Annotated in this window: 21 protein-coding genes, 2 tRNA genes and 1 other RNA gene; 15 read left to right on the top strand and 9 right to left on the bottom strand. The window is 65.8% G+C overall.

What is annotated here, in order from left to right; translation table 11 throughout:
• The first annotated feature begins 31 nt into the window (after nucleotides 1-31).
• Nucleotides 32-355 (top strand): cytochrome c, encoded by a 324-nt coding sequence (locus F466_RS0106495; RefSeq protein ID WP_018138297.1) that lies wholly within the window; start codon nucleotides 32-34, stop codon nucleotides 353-355.
• Nucleotides 356-516: 161 nt separating this feature from the next.
• Here the strand turns inward: F466_RS0106495 and rlmKL are convergent, their stop codons facing one another.
• From rlmKL to F466_RS0106470, 5 genes are all read right to left on the bottom strand, one after another.
• The gene (gene rlmKL, locus F466_RS0106490; RefSeq protein ID WP_018993687.1) at nucleotides 517-2,721 is read right to left on the bottom strand and encodes a bifunctional 23S rRNA (guanine(2069)-N(7))-methyltransferase RlmK/23S rRNA (guanine(2445)-N(2))-methyltransferase RlmL; all 2,205 of its coding nucleotides are present in this window, start codon (nucleotides 2,719-2,721) and stop codon (nucleotides 517-519) included.
• A gap of 50 nt (nucleotides 2,722-2,771) precedes the next feature.
• Nucleotides 2,772-3,560, bottom strand: a complete 789-nt coding sequence (locus tag F466_RS0106485; RefSeq protein WP_018993686.1) for an ABC transporter permease — start codon at nucleotides 3,558-3,560, stop codon at nucleotides 2,772-2,774.
• Entirely contained in the window at nucleotides 3,560-4,465 is a 906-nt protein-coding gene (locus F466_RS0106480; RefSeq protein WP_026296425.1) for an ABC transporter ATP-binding protein, read from the bottom strand. Before F466_RS0106480 ends, F466_RS0106485 begins: the two co-directional genes overlap by 1 nt.
• Nucleotides 4,466-4,626: 161 nt before the next feature.
• Nucleotides 4,627-5,067: a DsrE family protein gene (locus F466_RS0106475; RefSeq protein ID WP_018993684.1), complete on the bottom strand. Its 441-nt coding sequence runs from the start codon at nucleotides 5,065-5,067 to the stop codon at nucleotides 4,627-4,629.
• A gap of 288 nt (nucleotides 5,068-5,355) precedes the next feature.
• Nucleotides 5,356-5,799 carry a DsrE family protein gene (locus F466_RS0106470; RefSeq protein ID WP_018993683.1) on the bottom strand — a complete coding sequence of 148 codons (444 nt, stop codon included), beginning with the start codon at nucleotides 5,797-5,799 and terminating at the stop codon, nucleotides 5,356-5,358.
• A 559-nt stretch (nucleotides 5,800-6,358) separates the two neighbouring features.
• Between F466_RS0106470 and F466_RS0106465 the strand changes: the two genes are divergently transcribed.
• A complete protein-coding gene (locus F466_RS0106465) occupies nucleotides 6,359-7,276 on the top strand; it encodes an NAD(P)-dependent oxidoreductase (RefSeq protein ID WP_018138292.1) in 918 nt (305 codons plus the stop codon).
• Between the two features lie 9 nt (nucleotides 7,277-7,285).
• Here the strand turns inward: F466_RS0106465 and F466_RS0106460 are convergent, their stop codons facing one another.
• The 3 genes from F466_RS0106460 to F466_RS0106450 all read right to left on the bottom strand — a co-directional run bounded on the left by F466_RS0106460 (nucleotide 7,286) and on the right by F466_RS0106450 (nucleotide 11,199).
• On the bottom strand, nucleotides 7,286-8,587 hold the full coding sequence (locus tag F466_RS0106460) for an NRAMP family divalent metal transporter (RefSeq protein WP_018138291.1): 1,302 nt from the start codon (nucleotides 8,585-8,587) through the stop codon (nucleotides 7,286-7,288).
• Nucleotides 8,588-8,687: 100 nt separating this feature from the next.
• Nucleotides 8,688-10,271, bottom strand: a complete 1,584-nt coding sequence (mltF, locus tag F466_RS0106455) for a membrane-bound lytic murein transglycosylase MltF (protein WP_018138290.1) — start codon at nucleotides 10,269-10,271, stop codon at nucleotides 8,688-8,690.
• Between the two features lie 67 nt (nucleotides 10,272-10,338).
• Nucleotides 10,339-11,199, bottom strand: a complete 861-nt coding sequence (locus tag F466_RS0106450) for a diiron oxygenase (protein WP_018174730.1) — start codon at nucleotides 11,197-11,199, stop codon at nucleotides 10,339-10,341.
• A 119-nt stretch (nucleotides 11,200-11,318) separates the two neighbouring features.
• Between F466_RS0106450 and F466_RS0106445 the strand changes: the two genes are divergently transcribed.
• The 6 genes from F466_RS0106445 to greA all read left to right on the top strand — a co-directional run bounded on the left by F466_RS0106445 (nucleotide 11,319) and on the right by greA (nucleotide 17,635).
• The gene (locus F466_RS0106445; protein ID WP_018993682.1) at nucleotides 11,319-11,660 is read left to right on the top strand and encodes a DUF1820 family protein; all 342 of its coding nucleotides are present in this window, start codon (nucleotides 11,319-11,321) and stop codon (nucleotides 11,658-11,660) included.
• A gap of 93 nt (nucleotides 11,661-11,753) precedes the next feature.
• A tRNA-Ser gene (locus F466_RS0106440) sits at nucleotides 11,754-11,844 on the top strand.
• 220 nt (nucleotides 11,845-12,064) lie between these two features.
• Nucleotides 12,065-12,216: non-coding RNA, RtT sRNA (locus tag F466_RS13405), on the top strand.
• Between the two features lie 506 nt (nucleotides 12,217-12,722).
• Nucleotides 12,723-13,856: a glutamine-hydrolyzing carbamoyl-phosphate synthase small subunit gene (gene carA, locus F466_RS0106435; protein WP_026182198.1), complete on the top strand. Its 1,134-nt coding sequence runs from the start codon at nucleotides 12,723-12,725 to the stop codon at nucleotides 13,854-13,856.
• A 69-nt stretch (nucleotides 13,857-13,925) separates the two neighbouring features.
• On the top strand, nucleotides 13,926-17,159 hold the full coding sequence (gene carB / locus F466_RS0106430) for a carbamoyl-phosphate synthase large subunit (protein ID WP_018993681.1): 3,234 nt from the start codon (nucleotides 13,926-13,928) through the stop codon (nucleotides 17,157-17,159).
• Nucleotides 17,156-17,635 carry a transcription elongation factor GreA gene (greA, locus tag F466_RS0106425; protein WP_018993680.1) on the top strand — a complete coding sequence of 160 codons (480 nt, stop codon included), beginning with the start codon at nucleotides 17,156-17,158 and terminating at the stop codon, nucleotides 17,633-17,635. The genes carB and greA overlap by 4 nt, the downstream gene beginning before the upstream one ends.
• 21 nt (nucleotides 17,636-17,656) lie before the next feature.
• Here greA and yhbY read toward each other — a convergent pair whose 3' ends face one another.
• Nucleotides 17,657-17,956: a ribosome assembly RNA-binding protein YhbY gene (gene yhbY, locus F466_RS0106420; protein WP_017925966.1), complete on the bottom strand. Its 300-nt coding sequence runs from the start codon at nucleotides 17,954-17,956 to the stop codon at nucleotides 17,657-17,659.
• Between the two features lie 73 nt (nucleotides 17,957-18,029).
• Between yhbY and rlmE the strand changes: the two genes are divergently transcribed.
• From rlmE to F466_RS0106385, 7 genes are all read left to right on the top strand, one after another.
• On the top strand, nucleotides 18,030-18,656 hold the full coding sequence (rlmE, locus tag F466_RS0106415; RefSeq protein WP_018138283.1) for a 23S rRNA (uridine(2552)-2'-O)-methyltransferase RlmE: 627 nt from the start codon (nucleotides 18,030-18,032) through the stop codon (nucleotides 18,654-18,656).
• Nucleotides 18,657-18,701: 45 nt separating this feature from the next.
• Nucleotides 18,702-20,654 carry an ATP-dependent zinc metalloprotease FtsH gene (gene ftsH / locus F466_RS0106410; protein WP_018138282.1) on the top strand — a complete coding sequence of 651 codons (1,953 nt, stop codon included), beginning with the start codon at nucleotides 18,702-18,704 and terminating at the stop codon, nucleotides 20,652-20,654.
• A 90-nt stretch (nucleotides 20,655-20,744) separates the two neighbouring features.
• Nucleotides 20,745-21,638, top strand: a complete 894-nt coding sequence (folP, locus tag F466_RS0106405; RefSeq protein ID WP_018993679.1) for a dihydropteroate synthase — start codon at nucleotides 20,745-20,747, stop codon at nucleotides 21,636-21,638.
• A 33-nt stretch (nucleotides 21,639-21,671) separates the two neighbouring features.
• The gene (gene glmM, locus F466_RS0106400; RefSeq protein WP_018993678.1) at nucleotides 21,672-23,012 is read left to right on the top strand and encodes a phosphoglucosamine mutase; all 1,341 of its coding nucleotides are present in this window, start codon (nucleotides 21,672-21,674) and stop codon (nucleotides 23,010-23,012) included.
• A 183-nt stretch (nucleotides 23,013-23,195) separates the two neighbouring features.
• Entirely contained in the window at nucleotides 23,196-23,963 is a 768-nt protein-coding gene (tpiA, locus tag F466_RS0106395; RefSeq protein ID WP_018993677.1) for a triose-phosphate isomerase, read from the top strand.
• On the top strand, nucleotides 23,960-24,340 hold the full coding sequence (gene secG, locus F466_RS0106390) for a preprotein translocase subunit SecG (RefSeq protein WP_018138278.1): 381 nt from the start codon (nucleotides 23,960-23,962) through the stop codon (nucleotides 24,338-24,340). Before tpiA ends, secG begins: the two co-directional genes overlap by 4 nt.
• Nucleotides 24,341-24,366: 26 nt before the next feature.
• A tRNA-Leu gene (locus F466_RS0106385) sits at nucleotides 24,367-24,451 on the top strand.
• Nucleotides 24,452-24,679: the final 228 nt, after the last annotated feature.

The raw sequence follows: 24,679 nt of genomic DNA, 5'->3' as shown, positions 1-24,679 counted from the left end.
CCGGGTTTCTCTTGAGCAGAACGGAGTACGCATGAAGCGTTTTGTAATGCTGTCGCTACTGGGGTTGGCGTGTGCGGCCCTGGCTTCGCCCGTTGTTGCCGAGGAGGCCATTCCCGAGGAAGAACAACAAGCCCAGGAAGAGAAGGCCGAAGAGGTCTCGGCGACCAAGGAATTGTTTGAACAGACCTGTGCGGCCTGCCACGGCATCCGTCAGGCGACCAACCAGAACCTGAATCGTGCTGACTGGAACTGGGTCATGGACGACATGGAAGACTACGGCATGACCTGGCTCACCGATGAGCAGCGTGACGACATCGTGGATTTCCTGGTGGAGAACTACGGTTACGGTGATTAAGGCTGTGCAGGAGAGCTCCGTTGTCAGGAGCCGTACTTCCAGGCGCCCCACGGGGCGCTTTTTTTGTGGTGGTCTCTGTGCAGCGCGGCAAGCCGTGTGCGCTTCGCGAGCCTGTCCGTCGCCCTTGCATGGCCGGTGGCGATGCCGGGTCTCGTGGTGGGTCAGTCCGCGGCGTGCGAGATGGCCCAGCAGCGATGGGGTGGGGGTGGGCGGCGGAAATCCTCGTCCAGCGTCTCGCGAGTGATCTCGCGGACTTCCAGGCCCGCGAGGGACTCAGTGTCGAGTTCGAAGCGGCGGCGGTTGGTCGAGAAGTACAGGATGCCGCCCTCGGTCAGCAGGCGCGCGGCGTCCCGGATCAGTTCGACATGGTCGCGTTGCACCTCGAAGTCCGCCTCGGTGCGTTTCGAGTTCGAGAAGGTCGGGGGATCGAGGAAGATCCGCTCGAAGCGCAGCGCCGGGTCGTCTGCGGCCTCCCGTACCCAGGTGATGCAGTCGGCACGCAGCAGCGCATGGGTGTCGGGGCGCCGCCGACTGCGCCCATCGCGCACGCTGGCCTCGAAGCCGTTGGCCGCGAGGTTGTCGGCGGCCCAGTCGAGGTAGGTGTTGGACAGGTCCACCGAGACGGTCTGGCGGGCACCCCCCATGGCGGCATGGGCACTGACCGCCGCGGTGTAACAGAACAGGTTCAGCAACCGAAGGCCCCTGCATTCTTCCTGCAGACGGCGCCGCATCGGGCGGTGGTCCAGGAACAGCCCGCTGTCCAGATAGGCATCCAGCTCCACCTTCAGCCGGCAGCCGTGTTCCTCGACCCAGAAGGGGGCGGGTTGGGCGGTCTCGGCGCGCTGGTACTGCGAGCGACCCTTCTGGGCGCGCCGCTGCTTGTAGTGCAGGTGGGCGGGCGCGACGCCGGTGACCTCCAGGGTCGCGGCCAGCGCCCCGCGCAGGCGTGCCTCGGCGCGCGCGGGTTCGACCGAGGCCGGGGCGGCGAACTCCTGCAGATGCAGGTGCACGGAGCCGTCGGTGGCCTGGTAGCGGTCGATCAGAAGCGGGTATTCGTCGAGGTCCGCGCTGTAGATGCGGTAGCAGGTCACGCCCTGGCGCCTCGCCCACCGATCCAGGTGCTTCAGGTTCTTGCGCAGGCGGTTGGCGAACTCGGGTGCAGGGGCTGCCGCCTCGGCCTGTCCCTCGCGGGCATGGATGTCGAACTCCAGCAGCTGGCAGTCGATCGGGCCGTTGTGTACGCGGTACTTGCGCGTGGCCCGCAGCCCGAGGCGGCGGGAGTCGGTGGTGTCCGCGACCAGCAGGGCCACCTGCCAGCCGCCAAAGGCCTGTTTGAGGTGCTCGCCCAGCAGGCTGTAGAGCTTGATCAGTTCGGGCTGGTCGCCGATGCGTTCGCCGTAGGGCGGGTTGCTGATCAGCAGCCCGTTCGGTGCGGGGGGCGTGAGGGTCAGCACGTCGGCGACCTCGAAGCGGGTGCAGGCGGCGACTCCGGCTGTGCGGGCCGCCTGGCGCGCGGCCTGCACCGCGCGCGGGTCGCGATCCGACCCCAGCAGCGTCGGGCCCTGCCAGGGGCGGACCGCCGCCTGGGCCGTATCCACACAGCGCTGCCACAGGGCGGCGTCGTGCCCGGCCCAGCCCTGCGGACGGAAGTCCTGGCGCAGCAGCCCGGGAGCGGTGTGCGTGGCGATCAGGGCGGCCTCGATCACCAGGGTGCCGCTGCCGCAGAACGGGTCCAGCAGCTGCGCCTGTTCCGGGTCGTCCTCGACGCGTGCGGGCCAGCCGGCACGGGCGAGCAGGGCCGCGGCGAGGTTCTCGCGCAGCGGGGCCGCCCCTCCGGCGCCGCGATAGCCGCGCCGGTGCAGGCCGCCATTGCCGATATCCACGGACAGCCGGGCGTGATCCCCCTGCAGCTGCAGCAGGATGCGGACGTCCGGGTGTTTCGGGTCCACGTCCGGGCGGGCGCCGGTTGCCTCGCGGAAGGCGTCGGCCACCGCGTCCTTGATGCGTACCCCGGCGAAGTGGGTATGGCGGATGTGGCGGCTCTTGCCGCCGACCTCGACCGCGAAGGTCGCACCGGGGTCCAGCAGCGCGGGCCAGTCGATCGCGCGGGCGGCGGTGTAGCAGCCATCCCCGTCCGGCTGCTCGAAGCGCGCCAGTGGCAGCAGGATACGGCTGGCGATGCGGCTGCCCAGCAGTACGCGGTACAGCGTCTCGAGATCGGCCGAGAAGTGCACCGCGCCGCCCTCCTCGCGCACGTCGGCGGCGCCGAGGGTAACCAGTTCCTCGGCCAGCAGGGGGCCGAGCCCGCGGGCGACTGTGGCGCGGTATTCCTGCGGGGTACTGGGATCGTTCTCGGGCGTGGCCATGCGGTGTCTTCCTGGGACGGGGGCCTATCTTGCCATAGCCGCCGTTGGGGTCAGCGCAGCAGGCGGCGTCGGATCAGCGCGGTCGCCAGGATGATAGCCGCCGCGCCGTAGCCCGTGATCACCGCCAGGTGCGGCCAGACGCTGGCGGGCCAGCTGCCGGTCATCAGCGGACGCACGATCTCGACCACGTGCGCCAGCGGCAGGGCCAGCGCCAGGGTCTGCACCCAGTTGGGCAGCTCCTGTAGCGGGAAGAACACTCCGGAGAGCAGGAGCATCGGGGTCACCGCCAGGGTGAAGTAGTACAGGAAGAAGTCGTAGCTGCGCGCCAGCGCGGTGATGACCAGGGCGAGCGCGCCGAAGGCGAACGCGGCGAGGAAGATCACCGGCAGGGCGAGCAGGGCGCGAGCGTCGCTCACCAGCCCCAGGACTGCGGCGACGACGAGGATGGTGGTGGCACTGATCAGGCCCTTGCTCGCGGCCCATATCGCCTCGGCGAAAACGATGTCGTCCAGCGTCAGCGGTGTGGCCAGCATCCCGAGCCAGGTGTTCTGCTCCGCCATGCGCGTGTAGGCGGAATACATGCCCTCAAAGCTGGCGGTGAACATCGCCGAGGAGCAGATGATCCCGGAGGCGATGAACACCATGTAGCTCATGCCGTCGAGGTCACCCACCAGGCGGCCGAAGCCGTAGCCAAATGCGAGCAGGTAGAGGATGGGTTCGCCGAAGTTGCCGAGCATCGACGGCACCAGGAGCTTGCGCCAGACCAGAAGGTTGCGGCGCCAGACCGCGACGAAGCGCAGGCTGGGCCGGGGGAGCCAGGTCGAGGTTGGGTCGGACATCAGTCGCGCAGCTCGTGGCCGGTGAGTTTCAGGAACACGTCTTCCAGGTCCGCCTCGCGCAGGGTCGGTTCGAGGCCCCGGGCGCGCAGGCGTTCGCGCAGCCGGTCCGCTTCGGCCGTGTAGACCAGCCAGGTATCCGCGACCTGATGGGCGCGATCCCGGGGGCCGATCTCCTGCTCGATCGCGGTGCCGGCATCGGGCCCGCCGACCGTGACCACCCAGGGTTCGATGTGCTCGGCGATCAGGCGGCTGGGTCGGTCACAGGCAATGATGCGGCCGTGGTCGATGATCGCGATGCGATCGCACAGCTCCTGGGCCTCCTCCATGTAATGCGTGGTCAGCACCAGCGTGACGCCGGAGGCGCGCAGCTGCCGGAGCTGGCGCCAGAGGTGGTGGCGCGCCTGTGGGTCCAGCCCGGTGGTCGGCTCGTCCAGCACCACGACCTCGGGTTCGTTGATCAGGGCGCGTGCGAGGGTCAGCCGGCGCTTCATGCCGCCGGACAGGGCATTGATGCGCGCGCCGCGCTTGTCGTTCAGGTTGACCTGCTCCAGCAGGTGATCGATGCGCGCCTGGACCGTTGCGCCGGAGAGACCGAAATACGCGGCATAGGTTCGCATGTTCTCGATCACGGTGAAGTCCGGGTCCAGCGTGTCGAACTGCGGCACGATGCCCAGGCGCTTGCGCACCTCGCGCTCGCCTTCCGGCATCGGAAGGCCCAGTACTTCGACCTGACCGCCGTCGATCGGGGTCATCCCCAGCAGCATGCGCAGGGTCGTCGTCTTGCCCGCGCCGTTGGGCCCAAGCAGCCCGAAGAACTCGCCGCGCGGGATCTCCAGGTTCACGCCATCGACAACGGCTACGCCGTCGTATCGTTTGTACAGGGACTGGATGCGGATTGCGGGCAAGCAGGCGGTTCGCGGAAGAAAGGAGTGCATACCTTACCGGTTTGCCGCGGATAGCCCAATATGATTCGCGCGTGTTCCAGGGCTCTGGCGCGGGCACAAAAAAGGCCCGGCAGCTGCCGGGCCTTCAGACGACAAACGTGCGTGTGATGGCAGGTGTCGCTTTACGGGCGCAGGTAGACGAAGCCCTGCTGCTGCAGATGGGCGATCTCGGCCACACCGCTGGGGACGATGTCGTCCTCGGAGGCATCGTAGAGCTCGTCGGCGATGCTGATGTTGCCGCGGGTGACGGTGACGTTGCAGATGTTGAAATCAACACCCTGCAGCTTCAGTTCGTCGATGCGGCCGGCCAGGTCCTCGCTCTCCTTGGCATTGCGCAGAAGGCCCAGGCCCGGACCATGCATGACCACGCGGATGTCCATCTTGTCGGCGCCCACGGCATTGATGTGGTTCTGGATGTTGCCCATGGCGGCCATGTGGCGGTCCATGTCGTTGTAGTTCACGTGGTAGACCACCTTCTGGTCGCCGTATTCCGCCAGCGCGGTCGCCGGGGCGATCAGCAGGAAGGAGACCAGAGCCAGGGCGATAATATGCAGGTGCTTCATGACGCGTTTTCCTCGTTCAAGGTCCCGGTTGGGATTTTCCTTTTATTTTGGATCCGGTGCTTCCCTTTGGGGCTGCTTTGTCCGGCTTTGATATGACGCGTTAACGGGGTGCTTATTCCAGCTGGTCCGGCTGATTTTTGCGGGAATTTCTATATTCAAATAAAGACTGGAATTTTGGTTGTGTATTTCCTTCGGGAAACCTGGTTCCGCTTAAGAAAAAGGCCCGGCCAAGGCCGAGCCCAAAGGGCCACCGGGAGAACACTCGGTGGCTTGGAGGAAATGTGGCGCTTACGGGCGCAGGTAAACGAAGCCCTGCGTCTGAAGGTGGCCGATCTCGCCGACCCCGCTAGGCACCAGGTCGTATTCGGTGGCATCGAAAAGCTCTTCCGAGATGTCCACGTTGCCCCGGGTGACGGTGACATTGCAGATATTGAAATCAACGTCTTGCATCTTCAGTTCTTCGATGCGGGCGGCCAGGTCTTCGTTCTCCTTGGCGTTACGCAGCAGGTGCAGGCCCGGGCCATGCATGACCACTCGGATCTCCATGTTTTCCGCGCCCACGGCATTGATGTGATTCTGTATGTTGCCCATGGCGGCCATGTGGCGGTCCATGTCGTTGTAGTTCACGTGATAGACGACTTTTTGTTCGCCGTAGTCGGCCATGGCGGCGCCGGGAAGGGTGAGCATGGCGGCGGCGGTCAGGGCCAGAGGCAGGATAAAAGCTTTCTTCATTGGTGGGCTCCTTGCGGTTTTCCCGTTCTTTTAAATATTCGGTGTGGCGTATGCCGAGCTTCTAGGAAGCACACTGGACCGTTTTGCTTCCGTGTCTTTTTGAATCCAGTTGTGGGTAGGACGGGAACGCGGGGTAATTATTCCGATCTAATTAAAGATAATCGCATCATGAAATACGGTAAATAATTAAATAATAAAAAACCGTTCGGAGGTCTCAGTGAAGCCATGGGCGGGGGATTGGGTTCAGGGCTGTCGCGGTGACTGGGTGGGCAGGGCGGGTAGGACGAGGCGGCCTGCGGTCAGGGCGAGCCGGGCGGGGGGGTTCGGCGAGAGTTCGCCAGACCCATGACGTTTACTTCGGAGAAATCCGTCAGCCGGACCAGCGGGCCGCCAAAACTGACGGTCATGACGTGAACAAACGCCAGAAGTCAGCCGACCAGGGGGTGTTCGCCGATGCCTCGCGGTCTCCACCCTCCGGTTGTGTAGGTTGCTAGAGTGTGGGGCTTTCGAATCCACTGGACGCCCATTCGATGGCCGTCCCTCGCCAGGAGTCCTCGCCATGACCACTGCATCCAGCCTCCCCGAAGCACTGCAGCCGATCGGCTGCGTGGGCCTGGGCATCATGGGGGCCCCCATGACCCGCAATCTGCTGCGTGCCGGGGCGGATATCCGGGTCTGGGCGCGTCGGGCGGAGGCGGCGGAGTCCCTGGTAGCCGAGGGTGCCGGGGCCGCCTCCAGTCTGGCGGAACTGGTCTCCAGCGTGCGCGTGCTGGTACTGAACGTCTCTGACACCCCGGATGTGGAGCAGCTGATGCTGGGCCCGGATGGGGTGCTCGAGCACGCCCGCCCGGGGCTGCTGGTGGTCGACCACAGCACGATCGACCCGATCCGCACCCGCGCGATTGCGCAGGCCGCGGCAGAACGGGAGGTGGTGTTTGTGGATGCGCCCGTGTCCGGCGGCGAGCCGGGGGCCCGCAGCGGCACGCTCAGCCTGATGGTTGGTGGCCCGGAGGAGGCGGTCGATCGGCTGCGGCCGATCTTCGACATCGTGGGTTCGACGCTGACGCATGTCGGGGCCAGCGGGGCCGGTCAGATCACCAAGGCCTGCAACCAGCTGGTGGTGGGCGAGACCCTGGTCGCCATTGGCGAGGCCTTCGCGCTGGCGGAGCAGACCGGGGTCGATCCGGCGCGGCTGCGCGAGGCGCTGATGGGTGGGTTTGCCGCTTCGCGTATCCTCGAGGTGCACGGCCAGCGCCTACTGGACGGTGACTTCGAACCCGGCTTTCAGGCTGGGCTCTACCACAAGGATCTGGGCATCGTGGCCGGTCTGGGCGAGCAGGTGGGCCTCAGCCTGGACGGCCTGGAGCCGGTGCGCCACGCGGTAGACAAGGCGCTGGCGGCCGGGCAGGCCGATCACGATGTCGCGATCCTGGCGCGTTTCTGCCTGCATGCCCGTGGCGAGGGCACCAGGGATTGAGGTGCGAGGTCAGCCGAACAGACGCCAGAGGATATACAGCAGCGAAAAGATCAGGCTGAACGCGATGCCGGCCCAGGCCAGACCGCGCAGGCCACGCCCCGGGCGGGCCGCCTCCGGCATGTCCGGCGACATGACCACCTTGAAGGTGATCCACGCGAGTATCGGTGCGGAGAGGAAGGACAGCAGCGTCGCGATATCCACCAGCCGCGTGAAGTGCTCCCCGGCCTGCGAGATCAGCAGCAACGCACCGCTGGCCACGGCCAGCAGCGCAATGCGATAGCCCCACCAGTCGAGTCCGCGCTCGCCCTTGCGCGACGGGTCCATAGTCTGCGGCGCGTGGCCGTCCTCGCGCAGGGTGCGGATGATCGCCACGATCACGCGTGGGTAGGCATCGGTGACGGCCAGTGTCGTCGAGAACATCGTGGTCAGGGCCGCCACTGCGATCAGGGTGCGGCTCCATTCGCCCAGGCTCTGGGCGTACAGGTCTACCAGCTGGGCCGAGAACGCGGCGGCCCCGGCGGCAAAGCCAATGCCGCTGCCGTACATCAGGACCGCGCCCAGCAGCATGAATGCGACGGCAATGACTACGGCCCCGAGATACCCCAGGCGGAAGTCGAAGATGGCCTCGCGCACGGTCGGCGCGTGGCCGGTCTGGCGGGCGCGTTCCTGGGTCCAGATCGAGTGCCAGGCGGCCACGTCCAGCGGGATGGGCATCCAGCCCAGAAGCGCGAGGATGAAGGCGAAGCCGGCCAGGGTCCAGAGGTTCGACCACTCCTGGGCACCGGACAGGGTGGCGAGGTCCGGGGCCTCGCGAAAGGCCAGCGCGACTGCGGCCACGGTGGATACGCTCAGCGCGGCCATGATGATCTTCATGCCCAGGTCCAGGCCGCGGTAGGCGCCGATCATCAGGAAGGTGATGCAGGCAGCGAGGACCAGCGCCGAGACCAGCGTGACCGAGAGGTCGAGGTCGAATACCAGTGTGACCAGCCCGGCAGTGGTCAGCGTGACTACCGCCTGGATGGCGAACAGCGTGCCCACGGTCACCGCGATGTAGAGACCCAGGGCCCAATTGCCCAGCCGGTGGTAGCCGGTCAGCAGGTGATGGCCGGTGGCGGCTGCATAGCGCGGGCCGAACTCCAGAAACGGGTACTTGAACAGGCAGGCCAGTAGCACGATCGGGATCAGCAGAAGCCCGTACTCCGCGCCGCCCCGGGTGGCCTGGACCAGATGCGAGACCCCCACGGCCGCACCGGCCATCAGCAGCCCCGGGCCAATGGCGGCCCGAAGCGAGGCGCGAGTGGACGGACTCATCCAGGTTCCTTTCGGTCGGGAATTCGGCCCGCGATTATAGGGGAATTGCCCGCGACCGCCATCCGGCGACGGCTATAGCCGTGAGCCCGCTGTTACGTCGTTAAAGTGCCAGCGGGGTTCGGCGGTAGAGCTCGGGGGCGGGCGGCTTGAGTTCTTCGGATTCCGGGAAGCGCTGCACCAGCTTGTCGTAGTAGCTGCGGATGTTCCGCACGTAGTGGACCGGCTCCCAGCCGCGGGCGTAGCCGTAGCGGGTCTGCTCGTACCATTCGGACTGCGCCAGACGCGGCAGCCATTGCATCACATCCAGCCAGCGATCCGGGTCGTCGCCGTTGGCGGCCGCCAGGCGCCGGGCATCGTGCAGATGACCCAGTCCCACGTTGTAGGCAGCCAGCGTCATCCAGGTGCGGTCGGGCTCGGAGATCGATTCCGGCAGCCGTTCCCGCAGGTCGATCAGGTACCGCGTGCCACCGTCGACGCTCGCGGCCGGATCGGTGCGGTCCTCGACGCCCAGCCCCTCGGCGGTAACCTGGGTCAGCATCATCAGTCCGCGCACGCCGGTGGGGGAAACTGCATCGGGATTCCAGTGGGATTCCTGGTAGGCCACCGCGGCGATGAAACGCCAATCGAGATCGTGGGTCTCTCCGGCCTCCTCGAACAGCGGACGAAACTGGTCCAGGCGATGCTCGACGCGGCGCGCGAAGGTCAGGGCATCCACCAGGTCGTGGGTGTCCAGATGGCCGAGATAGCGATCGAGTAGCAACTCCAGTTCACGGTTGTCGCGCAGCCTGGCGATGTACTCCTCGGTGGCGTCGATAAGGCTACGATCAAAGCCTGCCGGGAATAGCCAGCGGACCTCGGCGCTGCGTTCCAGTTCGTGTGCCTGACGCAGGTTCGGGTGCATGCGCCGCAGTCGACGGTACTCCAGGGAATTCATCACTGCGTAGTCGATCTCGCCACGCTCCAGGGCCTCGCGCAGGGCCTCGGCGTTGGTGTAGGGGATGAGTTCGCCATTGGGCTGGTCCGTTTCTTCGTCGCCGTCCGGGGGGGAGGCGCTCGGGTCGAATGCCCCCCCCTCGGGCGCTGGCTCGGCCTCGGTTGCTGGATCCGGTGACAACCCCGGCGGGGTTTCCGGTTCCATGCCGACCTCGGCCAGCAAGGGCTGGCTCAGGCTCTCGGGTACGGGGGCCTGTGCGGTCATGCCGACGCGCGCCCCGGCTGGTATGTCGGTCAGCGCCAGCAGCGGTGTAGCCCGTTCGTTCTCGTTCCAGAAGACCACGACATGCTTCACGCTCAGGATTTCCGGGCCGGCTTCGATCAACGGATCGTGTGGCGGCACGAGCAGGCCGGCGGCGATGTCGATGCGGCGTTGGCGCAAAAGGCGATGGGCGGTGGCGGCGTCGTCCACGCGGGTCACGCGCAGGCGCGTGTCGAGCTCCTCGGCCAGACCGTACAGCAGCTCCAGCTCGAGTTGGTCCCGCCCGGCGGTGGCGGCGAGCTCGGAGCGGCCCAGGGGGCGCTCGACCAGGGCCACTCGCAACTCGTCACGGAAGGTGAGCTGTTCCAGCGCCGCTGGCGGGTTGTAGTACACCCGCAGCACGATGGCCGTCAGCAGCACGATGAAGAGCCCCAGTTCGATCTGGCGCCAGGTGCTGCTTGGGGGGCGGAGTTTCAGATGCGTGCCCATGGCACTGGATCATACCCAATTGCCCCGGTGGTCACCGGGGATGGTAGGGAAACACGTTCGTGTTTCCCTAGCGCCAGTTCAGCACCAGACCCTGGTCGCGCAGGATCTTGAGCGCGGGGTCAACGCAGGTGTCGATGAAGGAGGCACGGCGCGGGTTCTCGCGGGCGATGCGGCGATAGTCCGGCCCCTCGGGCAGGCCGGCCAGTTCGTAGATGTCGCGGGTGGGGTAGTAGAACGCATGCACGAACTGGCGGAACACGCGGCGCATCAGCGGGCGGTAGGCCCATTTCTGCCAGGACGGGAGCGTATCCAGATAGGATTCCAGCGTGTCGCGGGCATGCGCCATGTGACGCGCCTCGTCGATCATGTGCCGGGTCACGATGTCGTCCACCGTCGGGCTGATCGAGTCCTTGTGCTGGCGGATCAGTCGGTTCATGCGATCCGGGACCTCTTCGCCGATCATCACCGCGATCCAGAAGATCGAGGACTCGAACGGAGAGAAACGACCGACCAGGGTGGCCAGCTTCGGCTTCGGGAACCGGCGTTCCGGCAGGGGCAGCCCGCTGCGGCGCATGAACTCGATGAACATCAGGCTGTGGCCGGCTTCCTCGCGCAGCTCGTGCAGGCGATAATTCAGCCGGTCCAGACGACCGGCCGAGTGCATGGATATGCGCGAGATGCGCTCCATGAAAAGGCCTTCCAGCCACAGCGCGCCACTGATGAAGTACAGGAACTCGTATTGCGACAGGCGCCGTTTGCAGGCATCGTCCAGCGCCGAGTATTCGGGGGTGCCGAAGAGCGAGACAGCCTCCTCCGGGATCCAGAAATCGTCCAGCGACAGCGCGTCCCAGCGCACGTGAGTGAGCGGGTCCTCGTACGGCTGGCTGTTGCGGCTCAATAGATCGAGCAGCTCCTGCGAGGGATTCATCGAAGGCGTACCGAAGGCGCTGGGCGGTTAAACGCCCGAATCATACCGGCATTGTCAGTCCGGACCAACGCCAACCCGTTGCAATCTGCGGTTGCTACCCCAATATGAGTCAAATGAATATGTCCGCCACCCGTTACCGCGTCAGCTTCCTCAACCAGGGCAAGGTCTACGAGATCTATGCCCGCGAGGTCTATCAGGACGAACTCTATGGCTTTGTCACTGTCGAGGATCTGCTGTTTGGCGAGCGCTCGCAGGTGGTAGTCGATCCCTCCGAGGAGCGCCTGCGCACCGAGTTCGAGGGGGTCGAACGCTTCCATGTGCCGATGCAGGCGCTGATCCGGATTGACGAGGTCGCGGCCGTCGGCACGCCCCGTATCCGGGACGCCAGCCAGGACAGTGGCAATGTCCACGCCTTCCCGTCGCTCCCCAGCCGCGGCCCGGGCAAGCCCTCGGACGGCTGATGGTGCCCGTGCCGGGTGTCCGCATTGCTAACCGACCGCCGCTGGTTTACCCTTTCGCGCTTCGCGTAGGCCAGTGCCTTCGCGGGACAAACCGGAGAGGTGGCCGAGCGGTCGAAGGCGCACGCCTGGAAAGTGTGTATACGGTAACCCCGTATCGAGGGTTCGAATCCCTCCCTCTCCGCCAGATTCAAGCAAAGGGGTCCAAGTGGCCCCTTTCGCATGTCTGGCCCCTGAGCTATCGGGATTCGAGCCCTCGATACATGAGAAAGCCGGGTTCGACGGGTGACGCGCAGCGGCACCCGAACGTCGCCGCAGGCGACGACCCGAAGGGCGAGGCGCGCAGCGCCGCGTAATCCCTCCCTCTCCGCCAGATTCAAGCAAGGGGGCCCGAGTGGCCCCTTTCGCATGTCTGGCCCCGGAGCTATCGGGATTCGAACCCTCGATACATGAGAAAGCCGGGTTCGACGGGTGACGCACAGCGGCACCCGAACGTCGCCGCAGGCGACGACCCGAAGGGCGAGGCACGCAGTGCCGCGTAATCCCTCCCTCTCCGCCAGATTCAAGCAAGGGGGCCCGAGTGGCCCCTTTCGCATGTCTGGCCCCGGAGCTATCGGGATTCGAACCCTCGATACATGAGAAAGCCGGGTTCGACGGGTGACGCGCCGCGGCACCCGAACGTCGCCGCAGGCGACGACCCGGAGGGCGAGGCACGCGGTGCCGAGTAGTCCCTCCCTCTCCGCCAGATTCAGCAAGGGGGCCCGGGTGGCCCCTTTCGCATGTCTGGCCCCGAGGTGCTGTGATGTGATCCTCCCGGACAGGGCCGTATTTGAAGGCGTTCCACGAGGGCGCAGCGGCCATTCTCGTTGGACGTCGTGCGCGGCGCTCGCGTACACTTGCAGGCGTAACCGCACCCGTCACTCAGCCGCCGAACCGTTGTCCGAATGCGGGGTCCAGCCCCGGTAGACGGTGCGGGCGAGGTCGGGTCAAAGATCCCGAATGAATCGCAGTATCGCCGCCGGCAAATGGCCTGGCGGCCTCGACCCAGACCATCCGGAGGTCCCCGTGTCCGCGCCCGCTCTGCTCGTCCTGGAAGATGGCACTGTGTTTCATGGTCAGGCGATTGGCGCCCTGGGCCAGACGGTCGGCGAGGTGGTATTCAACACCGCGATGACCGGTTATCAGGAGATCCTGACCGATCCCTCCTACCACCGGCAGATGGTCACGCTGACCTATCCGCATATCGGCAACACCGGTACCAACCCGGAGGATGACGAGTCGGCCCGCGCCCATGCCGCCGGTCTGATCATTCGCGACCTGCCGCCGCTGGTGTCGAACTGGCGTTCGCGCGAGTCGCTGCCGGATTACCTGCTGCGTCACGGCATCGTGGCGATCAGCGGGATCGATACCCGCAAGCTGACCCGCATCCTGCGCGAGAAGGGCGCGCTGAACGGCTGCATCCAGGCCGGCGATGTGGACGAGGCTGCGGCCCTGGCGGCCGCGCGCGAGTTCCCCGGCATCAAGGGTATGGACCTGGCGCGCGAGGTCACCACGCGCAGCCGTTATGAATGGCTGGAGGGCACCTGGCAGCTCGGCGAGGAACCGGCGCGGGTGAACCCGGAGCAGGCCGAGTTTCACGTGGTGGCCTACGACTTCGGCATGAAGCAGAACATCCTGCGCAAACTGGCAGACCGTGGCTGTCGCGTGACCGTGGTGCCGGCCGAGACGCCGGTGGACGAGGTGATGGAGCTGAAGCCCGACGGCGTGTTCCTGTCCAACGGCCCGGGTGACCCTGAGCCCTGCACCTACGCGATCGAGGCGATCCGCGACATCTGTGAGCGCAAGCTGCCGCTGTTCGGCATCTGCCTCGGGCATCAGCTGCTGGGGATCGCCAGCGGCGGCAAGAGCGTGAAGATGAAGTTCGGCCACCACGGGGCGAACCACCCGATCCGCCACGAGGAGAGCGGGCGGGTGATGATCTCGTCGCAGAATCACGGCTTTGCGATCGACGAGGACAACCTGCCCGATACGCTGACGCCGACCTACCGGTCGCTGTTCGACGGCACGCTGCAGGGCATCGCCCGCACCGACTGCCCGGCCTTCAGCCTGCAGGGGCACCCCGAGGCCAGCCCGGGCCCGCATGACGTGTCCCCGGCGTTCGATGACTTCGTCGAGATGATGCGCGCCGCGCGTAGTTAGGGAAACATTTGTTTCCCTAGAGACCGTCTTTCCCGATTTCCGATTTCGACAGCCTGCGAGAGCCGTCACATGCCCAAGCGTACCGACATCCAGAGCATCCTGATCCTCGGGGCCGGCCCGATCGTGATCGGTCAGGCCTGCGAGTTCGACTACTCCGGCGCCCAGGCCTGCAAGGCCCTGCGCGAAGAGGGTTACCGGGTGATCCTGGTGAACTCCAACCCGGCGACCATCATGACCGATCCGGAGATGGCGGATGCCACCTACATCGAGCCGGTGGAATGGGAGACGGTCGCCAAGATCATCGAGAAGGAGCGCCCGGATGCGGTCCTGCCGACCATGGGTGGTCAGACCGCGCTGAACTGCGCGCTGGACCTGTCGAAGGAAGGCGTGCTCGAGAAGTTTGGGGTGGAGATGATCGGCGCCAACGAGGCGGCGATCGACATGGCCGAGGATCGCGACCACTTCAAGGCGGCGATGGCCGATATCGGCCTGGATACCCCGACCGCGATGCTCGCGCATTCATGGGAGGAGGCGCAGGAGGTCCAGCCGAAGATCGGCTTCCCGGTGATCATTCGGCCGTCGTTCACCCTGGGCGGTTCGGGCGGCGGTATCGCCTACAACCGCGAGGAGTTCGAGTACATCGTCAAGAACGGGCTCGATCTCTCGCCGGTGAACCAGGTGCTGCTGGAGGAGTCCGCGCTGGGCTGGAAGGAGTTCGAGATGGAGGTGGTCCGCGACAAGGCGGACAACTGCATCATCATCTGCTCCATCGAGAACCTGGACCCGATGGGTATCCACACCGGGGACTCGATCACCGTGGCCCCGGCGCAGACCCTGACCGACAAGGAATACCAGATCATGCGCGACGCCTCGCTGGCGGTGCTGCGCAAGATCGGTGTGGAGACCGGCGGCTCCAACGTGCAGTTCGCGATCAACCCGGAGAACGGGCGCATGATCGTGATCGAGATGAACCCGCGGGTGTCGCGTTCCTCCGCGCTGGCCTCCAAGGCGACCGGCTTCCCGATCGCCAAGGTCGCGGCCAAGCTGGCGGTGGGCTATACCCTGGACGAGCTGAAGAACGATATCACCGGCGGACTGACCCCGGCCTCGTTCGAGCCGTCCATCGACTACGTGGTCACCAAGATCCCGCGCTTCACCTTCGAGAAGTTCCCGCAGGCCGAGGCGCGTCTGACCACGCAGATGAAGGCGGTGGGGGAGGCGATGGCCATCGGCCGCACCTTCCAGGAGTCGTTCCAGAAGGCGCTGCGCTCGATGGAGACCGACATGGACGGCCTTGACGAGCGGATTGATCTGACGGCCGAAGATGTCGTCGATCAGCTGCGCACGAAGCTCGCCAACCCCAGCCCCGACCAGGTGCTGTACGTGGCCGATGCCTTCCGCGCCGGCTTCTCGATCCAGGACATCTTCGAGCTGACCGCGATCGATCCCTGGTTCCTGGCCCAGATCCAGGAGCTGGTGGATGTCGAGAAGAGTCTCAAGGATCGCATCCTGAGCGACATCAAGGCCGAGGAGATGTACCGCCTGAAGCAGCGCGGCTTCTCCGACCTGCGCCTGGCCAAGCTCCTCAACGAGACCGAAAAGGCCGTGCGCAAGCACCGTCACGGCCTGGGCGTGCGCCCCGTGTACAAGCGGGTGGATACCTGTGCGGCCGAGTTCGCCACCACGACCGCGTACATGTACTCCTCCTATGAAGAGGAGAACGAGGCGGAGCCGACCGACAAGCAGAAGATCATGGTCCTGGGCGGCGGGCCGAACCGCATCGGCCAGGGTATCGAGTTCGACTACTGCTGTGTGCATGCCGCACTCGCGATGCGCGAAGACGGGTACGAGACCATCATGGTCAACTGCAACCCGGAGACTGTCTCCACCGACTATGACACCTCGGATCGGCTGTACTTCGAGCCGCTGACCCTGGAGGACGTGCTGGAGGTCGTGGCGACCGAACAGCCGGCCGGCGTGATCGTGCAGTACGGCGGCCAGACCCCGCTGAAGCTCGCGCGGGATCTCGAGGCGGCCGGCGTGCCGATCATCGGCACCAGCCCGGACTCGATCGACCTGGCCGAGGACCGCGAGCGCTTCCAGGCCCTGCTGAACAAGCTGGGACTCAAGCAGCCGCCGAACCGCACCGCGCGCAGCGAGGAAGAGGCGGAGAAGCTGGCCGACGAGATCGGCTACCCGCTGGTGGTGCGCCCGTCCTACGTGCTCGGTGGCCGCGCGATGGAGATCGTGCGCGACCGCGAAGACCTGCGCAGCTACATGCAGAACGCGGTGTCCGTCTCCAACGATGCCCCGGTGCTGCTGGACCGCTTTCTGGATGACGCGATCGAGGTCGATGTCGACGCGATCTCGGACGGCGAGAACGTGATCATCGGCGGGATCATGGAACACATCGAGCAGGCGGGCGTGCACTCCGGCGACTCGGCCTGCTCCCTGCCGCCGTTTTCGCTGTCGATGGCGCTGCAGGACGAGATGGTCGAGCAGGTGCGAAAGATGGCGCTGGGGCTCAAGGTCGTGGGTTTGATGAACACTCAGTTTGCGATCAAGGGCGACGACATCTACGTGCTGGAGGTCAACCCGCGCGCCTCGCGCACCGTGCCGTATGTCTCCAAGAGCGTCGGCCGGCCGCTGGCCAAGATCGCTGCCCGCTGCATGGCCGGGCAGACCCTGCCCGAGCAAGGCGTGGGTGACGCCGTCTACCCCGACTACTATTCGGTGAAGGAATCGGTGTTCCCGTTCGCCAAGTTCCAGGGCGTGGACCCGATCCTGGGGCCGGAGATGAAGTCCACCGGCGAGGTGATGGGGGTCGGCCGCAGCTTCGCCGAGGCCTTCGCCAAGAGCCAGCTGGGGGCGGGCGTGCTGTTGCCCTCCACCGGCAAGGCCTTCGTGTCGGTGCGCGAGATCGACAAGCCACATGTCGCCGAGGTAGCTCGGCGCCTGGTCGAGCTGGGATTTGAGGTCCTGGCGACCCGCGGTACGGCGAAGGTTCTGGAGGAGGCCGACATCACGGTCACGCGCGTGAACAAGGTGACCGAAGGCCGCCCGCATATTGTCGACATGATCAAGAACGACGAGATCAGCTTCATTATCAATACCGTGGAGGGCAAACAGTCGACCTCCGACTCCTACACCATTCGGCGCGAGGCGCTGATGCACAAGGTGGGCTATACCACGACCATCGCCGGTGCGCGTGCCACGGTGCAGGCCCTGGATCATCTGGGGGCGAACGATGTGTTCCGGCTGCAGGACCTCCATCAGGAGAATCTCGGAGGGAAGAGCGCATGAACAAGACCCCGTTGACCGTCACCGGCGCCGAGAAGATGAAGGCGGAGCTGAAGAAGCTGAAAGGCGAGGATCGCCCGCGGGTGGTGAATGCGATCGCCGATGCGCGCGAACACGGTGACCTGAAGGAAAACGCCGAATACCACGCTGCGCGCGAGCAGCAGAGCTTCATCGAGGGTCGCATCCGCGAGCTGGAGGGCAAGCTCTCCAATGCCCAGATCATCGACGTCACCGCCCTGCCGCAGACCGGCAAGGTCGTGTTCGGTGTGACCGTGGTGCTCGAGGCCACCGAGGACGGGCGCCAGGTGACCTACAAGATCGTTGGCGAGGACGAGGCCGACATCAAGCAGAACATGATTTCGGTGTCCTCGCCGATCGCGCGCGCGCTGATCGGCAAGGAAGAGGGCGATGTCGTGACCGTCCAGGCGCCGGGCGGCGAGACGGAGTACGAGATCCTCGAGGTGCGCTACGTCAACTGACGTAGCGGCCTGCGGCTGGGATCAGGCTGGGTCGAGGGTCACCTTGGGCTCGTCCGGATTGCGCCGGAACAGGGTCGCCACGTAGCCGATTCGCTGGACCAGGGCCGCACCCGTGCGTTCGCACAGGTCCTCGACCGTGCCATTGCGGGCCTCGCGGTCGCCGATATTGACCTTGATCTTGACCAGTTCGTGATGTGCCAGTGCCTGTTCCAGCTCCTTGACCACGGCGTCCGTCAGGCCATTGCGGCCGATGGTTACGATGGGCTTGCGCGGGTGGGCGAGGCTGCGCAGGTGGCGGCGTTGCGCGTCGGTCAGATTCACGTGGGATTCGATTCGGTATTGGAACACGGAAATTGTAGCACGCGGATCGCGTGCCTGAGCCAGGAGAACCTCGGTGCCCAAGCGTAGCCGTTCCAGTCAACGCTGGCTGAAGGAGCACTTTGACGACCCGTACGTGCAGCGGGCGCAGCAGGAGGGCTACCGCGGCCGCGCCGTGTACAAGCTGCAGGAGATCGACGAACGTGACCGGCTGCTCAAACCGGGCATGCGCGTGGTCGACCTGGGGGCGGCACCGGGCGGCTGGACGCAGTACGCCGCCCAGAAGATCGGTCGCAAGGGGGTGCTCGTGGCCTCCGACATCCTGCCGATGGACCCCGTGCCCGGTGCCACGATCATTACCGGTGACTTTCGCGAGGATGCGGTCCTGGGGGCGATCCTGGAGGCGCTGGACGGGCAGCGCGCGGACCTTGTGCTTTCCGATATGGCCCCCAACCTAACCGGTACGGATGCCATCGACCAGCCGCGGTCGATCCACTTGTGCGAGCTGGCGCTGGAGTTGGCCTGCGATGTGCTGAACCCTCGGGGTGCGATGCTGGTCAAGTTGTTTCAGGGTGAGGGATCGGACGCCTACCTGGCCGAGGTACGGCGCCGGTTCGAGAAGGTGCAGGTGCGCAAACCGCAAGCCTCGCGCCCACGGTCACGCGAAGTGTACGTATTGGCGCGCGGCCCTCGGGATGTGTAAAGCTCGCGAGAATCCACGTAGGTAAAAGTTTTTCGAGGTGGCGTTTTGAACGGTCTGGCCAAGAATTTGATCATCTGGGCGGTTATCGCAATCGTCCTGATGTCGGTATTCAACAACTTCAGCCCGCAACAGCAGCAGGATGTGCGGAGTATTACCTATTCCGAGTTCATCCGGGATGTGCAGGGCGGTCGGATCGACAGCGTCACCATCGAGGGCGACAAGATCCGTGGCCAGACCATCGAGGGTCAGCGCTTCACCACGGTCAATCCCAATGACACCGGCCTGATCGGTGATCTGCTGCAGAACAATGTGGAGATCAATGCACAGGAGGATGCCGAGCGTTCGCTGCTGATGAGCATCCTGATTTCCTGGTTCCCGATGCTGCTGCTGATTGCCGTGTGGATCTATTTCATGCGCCAGATGCAGGGTGGCGGTGGCGCCGGCCGTGGGGCGATGTCCTTCGGCAAGTCCAAGGCCAAGCTGATGTCCGAGGACCAGGTAAAGGTTACTTTCGGCGACGTGGCCGGCTGTGACGAGGCGAAGGAAGAGGTCTCCGAGCTGGTCGACTTCCTGCGTGACCCGTCCAAGTTCCAGAAGCTCGGTGGCCAGATCCCGCGTGGCGTCCTGATGGTCGGCTCGCCGGGTACCGGGAAGACCTTGCTGGCCAAGGCCATTGCCGGCGAGGCCAAGGTCCCGTTCTTCAGTATCTCCGGTTCAGACTTCGTGGAGATGTTCGTGGGTGTGGGCGCCTCGCGTGTGCGTGACATGTTCTCCGAGGCCAAGAAGCACGCCCCCTGCATCATCTTTATCGACGAGATCGACGCAGTCGGACGCCAGCGTGGCGCCGGCATGGGTGGCGGTCACGACGAGCGCGAGCAGACCCTGAACCAGCTCCTGGTCGAGATGGACGGCTTCGAGGGCACCGAGGGCATCATCGTGATCGCCGCGACCAACCGCCCGGACGTGCTCGACCCGGCGCTGCTGCGCCCGGGCCGCTTTGACCGCCAGGTAGTGGTGCCGCCGCCGGACGTGCGTGGCCGCGAGCAGATCCTCAAGGTCCACATGAAGAAGACGCCGATCGCCGAAGACGTGCGTCCGGACCTCATCGCGCGTGGCACGCCGGGCTTCTCCGGCGCGGACCTGGCGAACCTGGTCAACGAGGCGGCCCTGTTTGCGGCCCGGGCCGGCAAGCGCCTGGTCGACATGAGCGACTTCGAGCGCGCCAAGGACAAGATCATGATGGGCGCCGAGCGCAAGTCCATGGTGATGTCCGAGGACGAAAAGAAGCTGACGGCCTACCACGAGGCGGGGCACGCGATCGTCGGGCTCACGGTCCCCGAGCACGACCCGGTCTACAAGGTCAGCATCATTCCGCGTGGACGGGCCCTGGGTGTGACCATGTTCCTGCCCGAGGAGGATCGCTACAGCCACTCCAAGACCCGACTGGAGAGCCAGCTGGCGAGCCTTTTTGGGGGGCGTCTGGCGGAAGAAATCATCTTTGGCGACGACAAGGTGACCACCGGTGCCTCCAACGACATCGAGCGCGCCACACAGATTGCGCGCAACATGGTGACCAAGTGGGGTCTTTCCGAGAAGCTGGGTCCGCTGGACTACGGCGAAGAGGAAGGGCACCCGTTCCTCGGCGGGCAGATGGGGGCGAAGTCCAAGCCGATGTCCGACGAGACCGCGCGCCAGATCGACGCCGAGGTGCGCCGGATCATCGACACGAACTACCAGAATGCGAAGCAGATCCTGCTGGACAACCTCGACAGACTGCACGCGATGGCCAAGGCGCTGATGAAGTACGAGACCATCGATGACAAGCAGATCGAGGACATCATGGCCGGACGCGAGCCCCGAGAACCGGCGGACTGGGACAGCGATAGCGGATCCGGTGGGTCGGCGCAGGCGAGTGACGAGCCCGCTGGCGATTCCGACGACGGCCGCGAGGACGACGACAGCAAGGGTGTCGTCGGCGGGCCTGCCCCGCAGTCCTGATCGAGCGAGGTATCACTCCGGTGGCGAAAGGTCACCATGGGCCGCCAGGGACTCCTTGGCGGCCTTTTCATTTGGCGGGGAGGCAAAGACATGGGCATGGATGCGGAAGGCGCGCCTGCGGTCCTGCGCTGCGGAAGGCACCGGCTGGCGCTGGATCGCCCGCGGATCATGGGCATCCTGAATGTCACGCCCGATTCGTTCTCCGATGGCGGCGCACATCAGCGTGTGGAACAGGCCCTGGAACATGCCCGCACGATGGTGGAGCAGGGCGCTGACCTGATCGATATCGGGGGCGAGTCGACGCGTCCGGGGGCGCAGCCGGTCGCACTGGACGAGGAACGGCGACGGGTGTTGCCGGTGATCGAGGTCCTTGCCGCGGAACTGGATGTCCCGCTGTCGGTGGACACGATGAAGCCGGCCCTGATGCCCGAGGCCGTGGCGGCGGGGGCTACGCTGCTGAACGACGTTAACGGGTTTCGCGCCGAGGGGGCCTGGGAGGCTGCCGTGGCCGCCGCCCGCGAGCAGGGTGTAGCCCTGTGCGCGATGCACATGCAGGGGGAGCCGCAGTCCATGCAGCAGGCCCCGCACTACAATGACGTCGCGCGGGAGGTGGGCGCGTTTCTGCGCGATCGGCGCGAGGCGTTTGCGCGCGATGGCGTGCCAGCCGAGCAGTTGTTGCTGGACCCGGGGTTCGGATTCGGCAAGACGCTGGAGCACAATCTGGCACTCTTCCATGCGCTGCCCGCGCTGGCCGAGCTCGGGTCCCCGCTGCTGGTGGGGGTCTCGCGCAAGTCGATGATTGGTGCCCTGCTGGGGGGTTGCCCGGTGCAGGAACGTGACGCCGGTTCCGCGATTGCCGCGTTACTGGCGGCGCAGGCCGGCGCGCGTGTCCTGCGTGTGCACGATGTCGCAGGGACACACGATGCGCTGGCGCTATACTCCGCACTGACACCACAGGCGTGGCGGGGCTCCCGTCAGTCGTGATTCGTATTCAGTATTAAGGGAGAAGCAAGCGGCATGGGGCGTTATTTCGGCACCGACGGGATTCGTGGGCGTACAGGCGACTGGCCGATGACGCCCGAATTCGCGCTGCGTCTGGGCTATGCGGTAGGCGAGGTGCTGGGCGCGCGGGCCCAGCGTCAGGGTCCGGTGCTCGTGGGGAAGGACACCCGGGTCTCGGGCTACATGTTCGAGTCTGCCCTGCAGGCCGGGTTGTCGGCTGCGGGCCTGGATGTCGCCCTGCTGGGGCCGATGCCGACCCCCGCAGTGGCCTATCTCACGCGGACCTTCCGTGCGACCGCCGGTGTGGTGATCAGCGCCTCGCACAACCCGTTTCACGATAACGGCTTCAAGTTCTTCACCCCGGAGGGCGACAAGCTCGCGGATGCGGTGGAGGAGGCTATCGAGGCACGGCTGGAAGAGCCACAGCGCTCGGTGGACGGGGCCCACCTCGGCAAGGCCGTCCGTATCGCCGACGCCGCCGGCCGTTACATCGAGTTCTGCAAGAGCGCGATCCCGGCGCGCTCCGAGCTGCGCGGCCTGCGTGTTGTGGTCGATTGTGCCCACGGCGCGACCTACAACGTCGCCCCGCCGGTATTCGAGGAACTCGGGGCCGAGGTGGAAGTCCTGGGTGCCCGCCCGGATGGCTATAACATCAACGCCGGCGTGGGCGCGCTGTACCCGGAGGTCGTGGCCGAGCAGGTGAAGGCCTCCGGGGCTGACCTCGGGATCGCCCTCGATGGTGACGGTGACCGCGTGATCCTGGCCGATGCGAACGGCAACGTGGTCGATGGTGACCAGATCCTGGGGATTCTCGCCCTCGATCGCCAGCAGTCGGGCCTGCTCCAGGGCGGCGTGGTCGGTACGCTGATGACCAACCTTGGGCTCGAGAATGCCCTGGGCGAGCACGGGATCCCGTTTATTCGCGCCAAGGTGGGTGATCGCTACGTGCTCGAGGAGCTGCGTCAGCGCGCCTGGATGCTGGGCGGAGAGGGATCCGGGCACATCGTCTGCCTGGAGCACACGACGACCGGTGACGGGACCGTCGCGGCCTTGCAGGTGGCCCACCTGATGCATCGCACCGGCTGCTCGCTCGCGGAGCTCGCGGCGAAGATCCCGAAGCTCCCGCAGTGCCTCGTGAACGTCCCGGTCTCGGGCAAGGCCAATGGCTGTCTGGACGCGCCCGCCGTGCGCTCCGAGGTCGCCGCGGTCGAGGCCGAGCTGGGTGCGCACGGGCGTGTCCTGCTGCGCCCGTCCGGTACCGAGCCCCTGGTGCGCGTGATGGTCGAGGCCGAGGACGAAGTCATTACCCGTCAGGCCGCCGAGCGCATCGCCGACAGCATCCGCGCGGCTGTTTGATCCCGGTCTGCGGGCGTCGTCGGCCGATTGGTGATTCTTCACGGGACAGGCCGCCCGTTTGCCCGGACCTGGGCTCGGTTGATTTGCACCGGGTGCGCCGGTAACATCCCGCCGCTCTAATCATCATGATCGGACTCCGTGTATCCGCGCGGATCCGACCGTTCTCGCAGGAGGAAGATCCGCATGCGCAAGCCGCTGGTCGCCGGTAACTGGAAGATGAACGGTTCGCGCGAAGCGAACCGCGCCCTCCTGTCGGCCCTGAAGGGCAGTCTGGGTGACCTGCAGGGTGTCGACGTCGCGGTGTGTCCGCCCGCCGTCTACCTCGCCGAGATTGCCGAGACCCTGTCGGGTAGCGTGATCGAGGTCGGTGCACAGGATTGCTCGGACCAGGAAAAGGGCGCGTATACCGGTGAGCTGGCCGGCTCCATGCTGGCTGAGGCGGGCTGCCGTTACGTGATCGTTGGCCACTCCGAGCGGCGCGAGCGCCAGAACGAGACCAGCGAATGGGTGGCGGCCAAGTTCATCGCCGCCCAGGCCGCCGGCCTGACGCCGATCCTGTGTGTTGGCGAGCAGAAGAGTGACCGCGAAGGCGGGCGCACCGAATCCGTGGTGGCCGAGCAGCTGGATGCGGTGCTGGATGCCGCCGGCGTCGAGACCTTCGGTCGCGCCGTCATCGCCTACGAGCCCGTCTGGGCAATCGGAACCGGCCTGACCGCCACGCCCGAGCAGGCGCAGGAAGTGCACGCCTTTATCCGCAACCGAGTGGCGGGCCGCGACCCGCGTGTCGCTGCGGATCTACGCGTCCTATACGGCGGCAGCATGAAGGCGGACAACGCCGCGGGCCTGCTGGCGCTAGAAGACATCGACGGCGGGCTGATTGGTGGCGCCTCGCTGGACGCCGATGCCTTTACCGCGATCGCCCGCGCGGCGGCCGAGCGGGTCGCGGCATGATCTACGGGTTGCTCCTGGTCGTTCAGGTCTCGGTCTCGATCGCCCTGATCGCCCTCGTGCTGATGCAGCATGGCAAGGGTGCCGACGCGGGGGCGGCCTTTGGCAGTGGTGCGTCCGCGACCGTGTTCGGTGCGCGCGGGTCGGCCAATTTTCTGAGCCGCTCGACCGCGTTTCTGGCTGTTGTGTTCTTCGTGAACAGCTTGACGCTGGCCTATCTCGCCTCCTCGACGCCTCAGGCCGAAAGTCTGATGGATCAGCTCGAAGCGGAAGAGATGCGCGAGGAGGGTGATATTCCGGAAGGCATTCCCGGTACAGTACCCCGGGATGACGAATCGGATGCCCCGGCCTCCGACCGCCCGGCCGACGTACCTGAATAGGCCGGCGACCGCGGCCTCTTAGACAGGCAGATGTGGTGGAATTGGTAGACACGCTATCTTGAGGGGGTAGTGGCGAAAGCCGTGTGGGTTCGAGTCCCACCATCTGCACCATTTCGAAGGCCCCTGGCGACGTTCGAGAATCGGCGTCAGGAGTCAAAACAAAATAAAATCAGTAACTTATAAAATTACAAATACTTGACACCGTTTTCACGGTTCACCTAGACTCCGTGCCCGGTATGCGCCCTTGCCTTGTCCATCGAGGTGGCCACCAACCGGTGCATTCAACCAGCAACGCTAGAACGGCTCGCGGACGCGCCGGATCCACGCGGCACCCTGCGA

The sequence above is a fragment of the Thioalkalivibrio sp. ALgr1 genome (assembly GCF_000378285.1).
In the GTDB taxonomy this organism is placed as follows: domain Bacteria; phylum Pseudomonadota; class Gammaproteobacteria; order Ectothiorhodospirales; family Ectothiorhodospiraceae; genus Thioalkalivibrio.
Note: the sequence above shows the minus strand (reverse complement) of the source record. Positions and strands in the feature narration are given on the sequence as shown.

Excerpts from the sequence above, each read along its gene's own strand:
- rlmKL (WP_018993687.1), bottom strand. The coding sequence starts at position 2,721 with ATGGCCACGCCCGAGAACGATCCCAGTACCCCGCAGGAATACCGCGCC.
- secG (WP_018138278.1), top strand. The coding sequence starts at position 23,960 with ATGATCTACGGGTTGCTCCTGGTCGTTCAGGTCTCGGTCTCGATCGCC.
- mltF (WP_018138290.1), bottom strand. The coding sequence starts at position 10,271 with ATGGGCACGCATCTGAAACTCCGCCCCCCAAGCAGCACCTGGCGCCAG.
- F466_RS0106470 (WP_018993683.1), bottom strand. The coding sequence starts at position 5,799 with ATGAAGAAAGCTTTTATCCTGCCTCTGGCCCTGACCGCCGCCGCCATG.
- greA (WP_018993680.1), top strand. The coding sequence starts at position 17,156 with ATGAACAAGACCCCGTTGACCGTCACCGGCGCCGAGAAGATGAAGGCG.
- tpiA (WP_018993677.1), top strand. The coding sequence starts at position 23,196 with ATGCGCAAGCCGCTGGTCGCCGGTAACTGGAAGATGAACGGTTCGCGC.
- F466_RS0106495 (WP_018138297.1), top strand. The coding sequence starts at position 32 with ATGAAGCGTTTTGTAATGCTGTCGCTACTGGGGTTGGCGTGTGCGGCC.
- F466_RS0106475 (WP_018993684.1), bottom strand. The coding sequence starts at position 5,067 with ATGAAGCACCTGCATATTATCGCCCTGGCTCTGGTCTCCTTCCTGCTG.
- F466_RS0106465 (WP_018138292.1), top strand. The coding sequence starts at position 6,359 with ATGACCACTGCATCCAGCCTCCCCGAAGCACTGCAGCCGATCGGCTGC.
- F466_RS0106485 (WP_018993686.1), bottom strand. The coding sequence starts at position 3,560 with ATGTCCGACCCAACCTCGACCTGGCTCCCCCGGCCCAGCCTGCGCTTC.
- carB (WP_018993681.1), top strand. The coding sequence starts at position 13,926 with ATGCCCAAGCGTACCGACATCCAGAGCATCCTGATCCTCGGGGCCGGC.
- folP (WP_018993679.1), top strand. The coding sequence starts at position 20,745 with ATGGGCATGGATGCGGAAGGCGCGCCTGCGGTCCTGCGCTGCGGAAGG.
- F466_RS0106445 (WP_018993682.1), top strand. The coding sequence starts at position 11,319 with ATGTCCGCCACCCGTTACCGCGTCAGCTTCCTCAACCAGGGCAAGGTC.
- F466_RS0106460 (WP_018138291.1), bottom strand. The coding sequence starts at position 8,587 with ATGAGTCCGTCCACTCGCGCCTCGCTTCGGGCCGCCATTGGCCCGGGG.
- F466_RS0106450 (WP_018174730.1), bottom strand. The coding sequence starts at position 11,199 with ATGAATCCCTCGCAGGAGCTGCTCGATCTATTGAGCCGCAACAGCCAG.
- glmM (WP_018993678.1), top strand. The coding sequence starts at position 21,672 with ATGGGGCGTTATTTCGGCACCGACGGGATTCGTGGGCGTACAGGCGAC.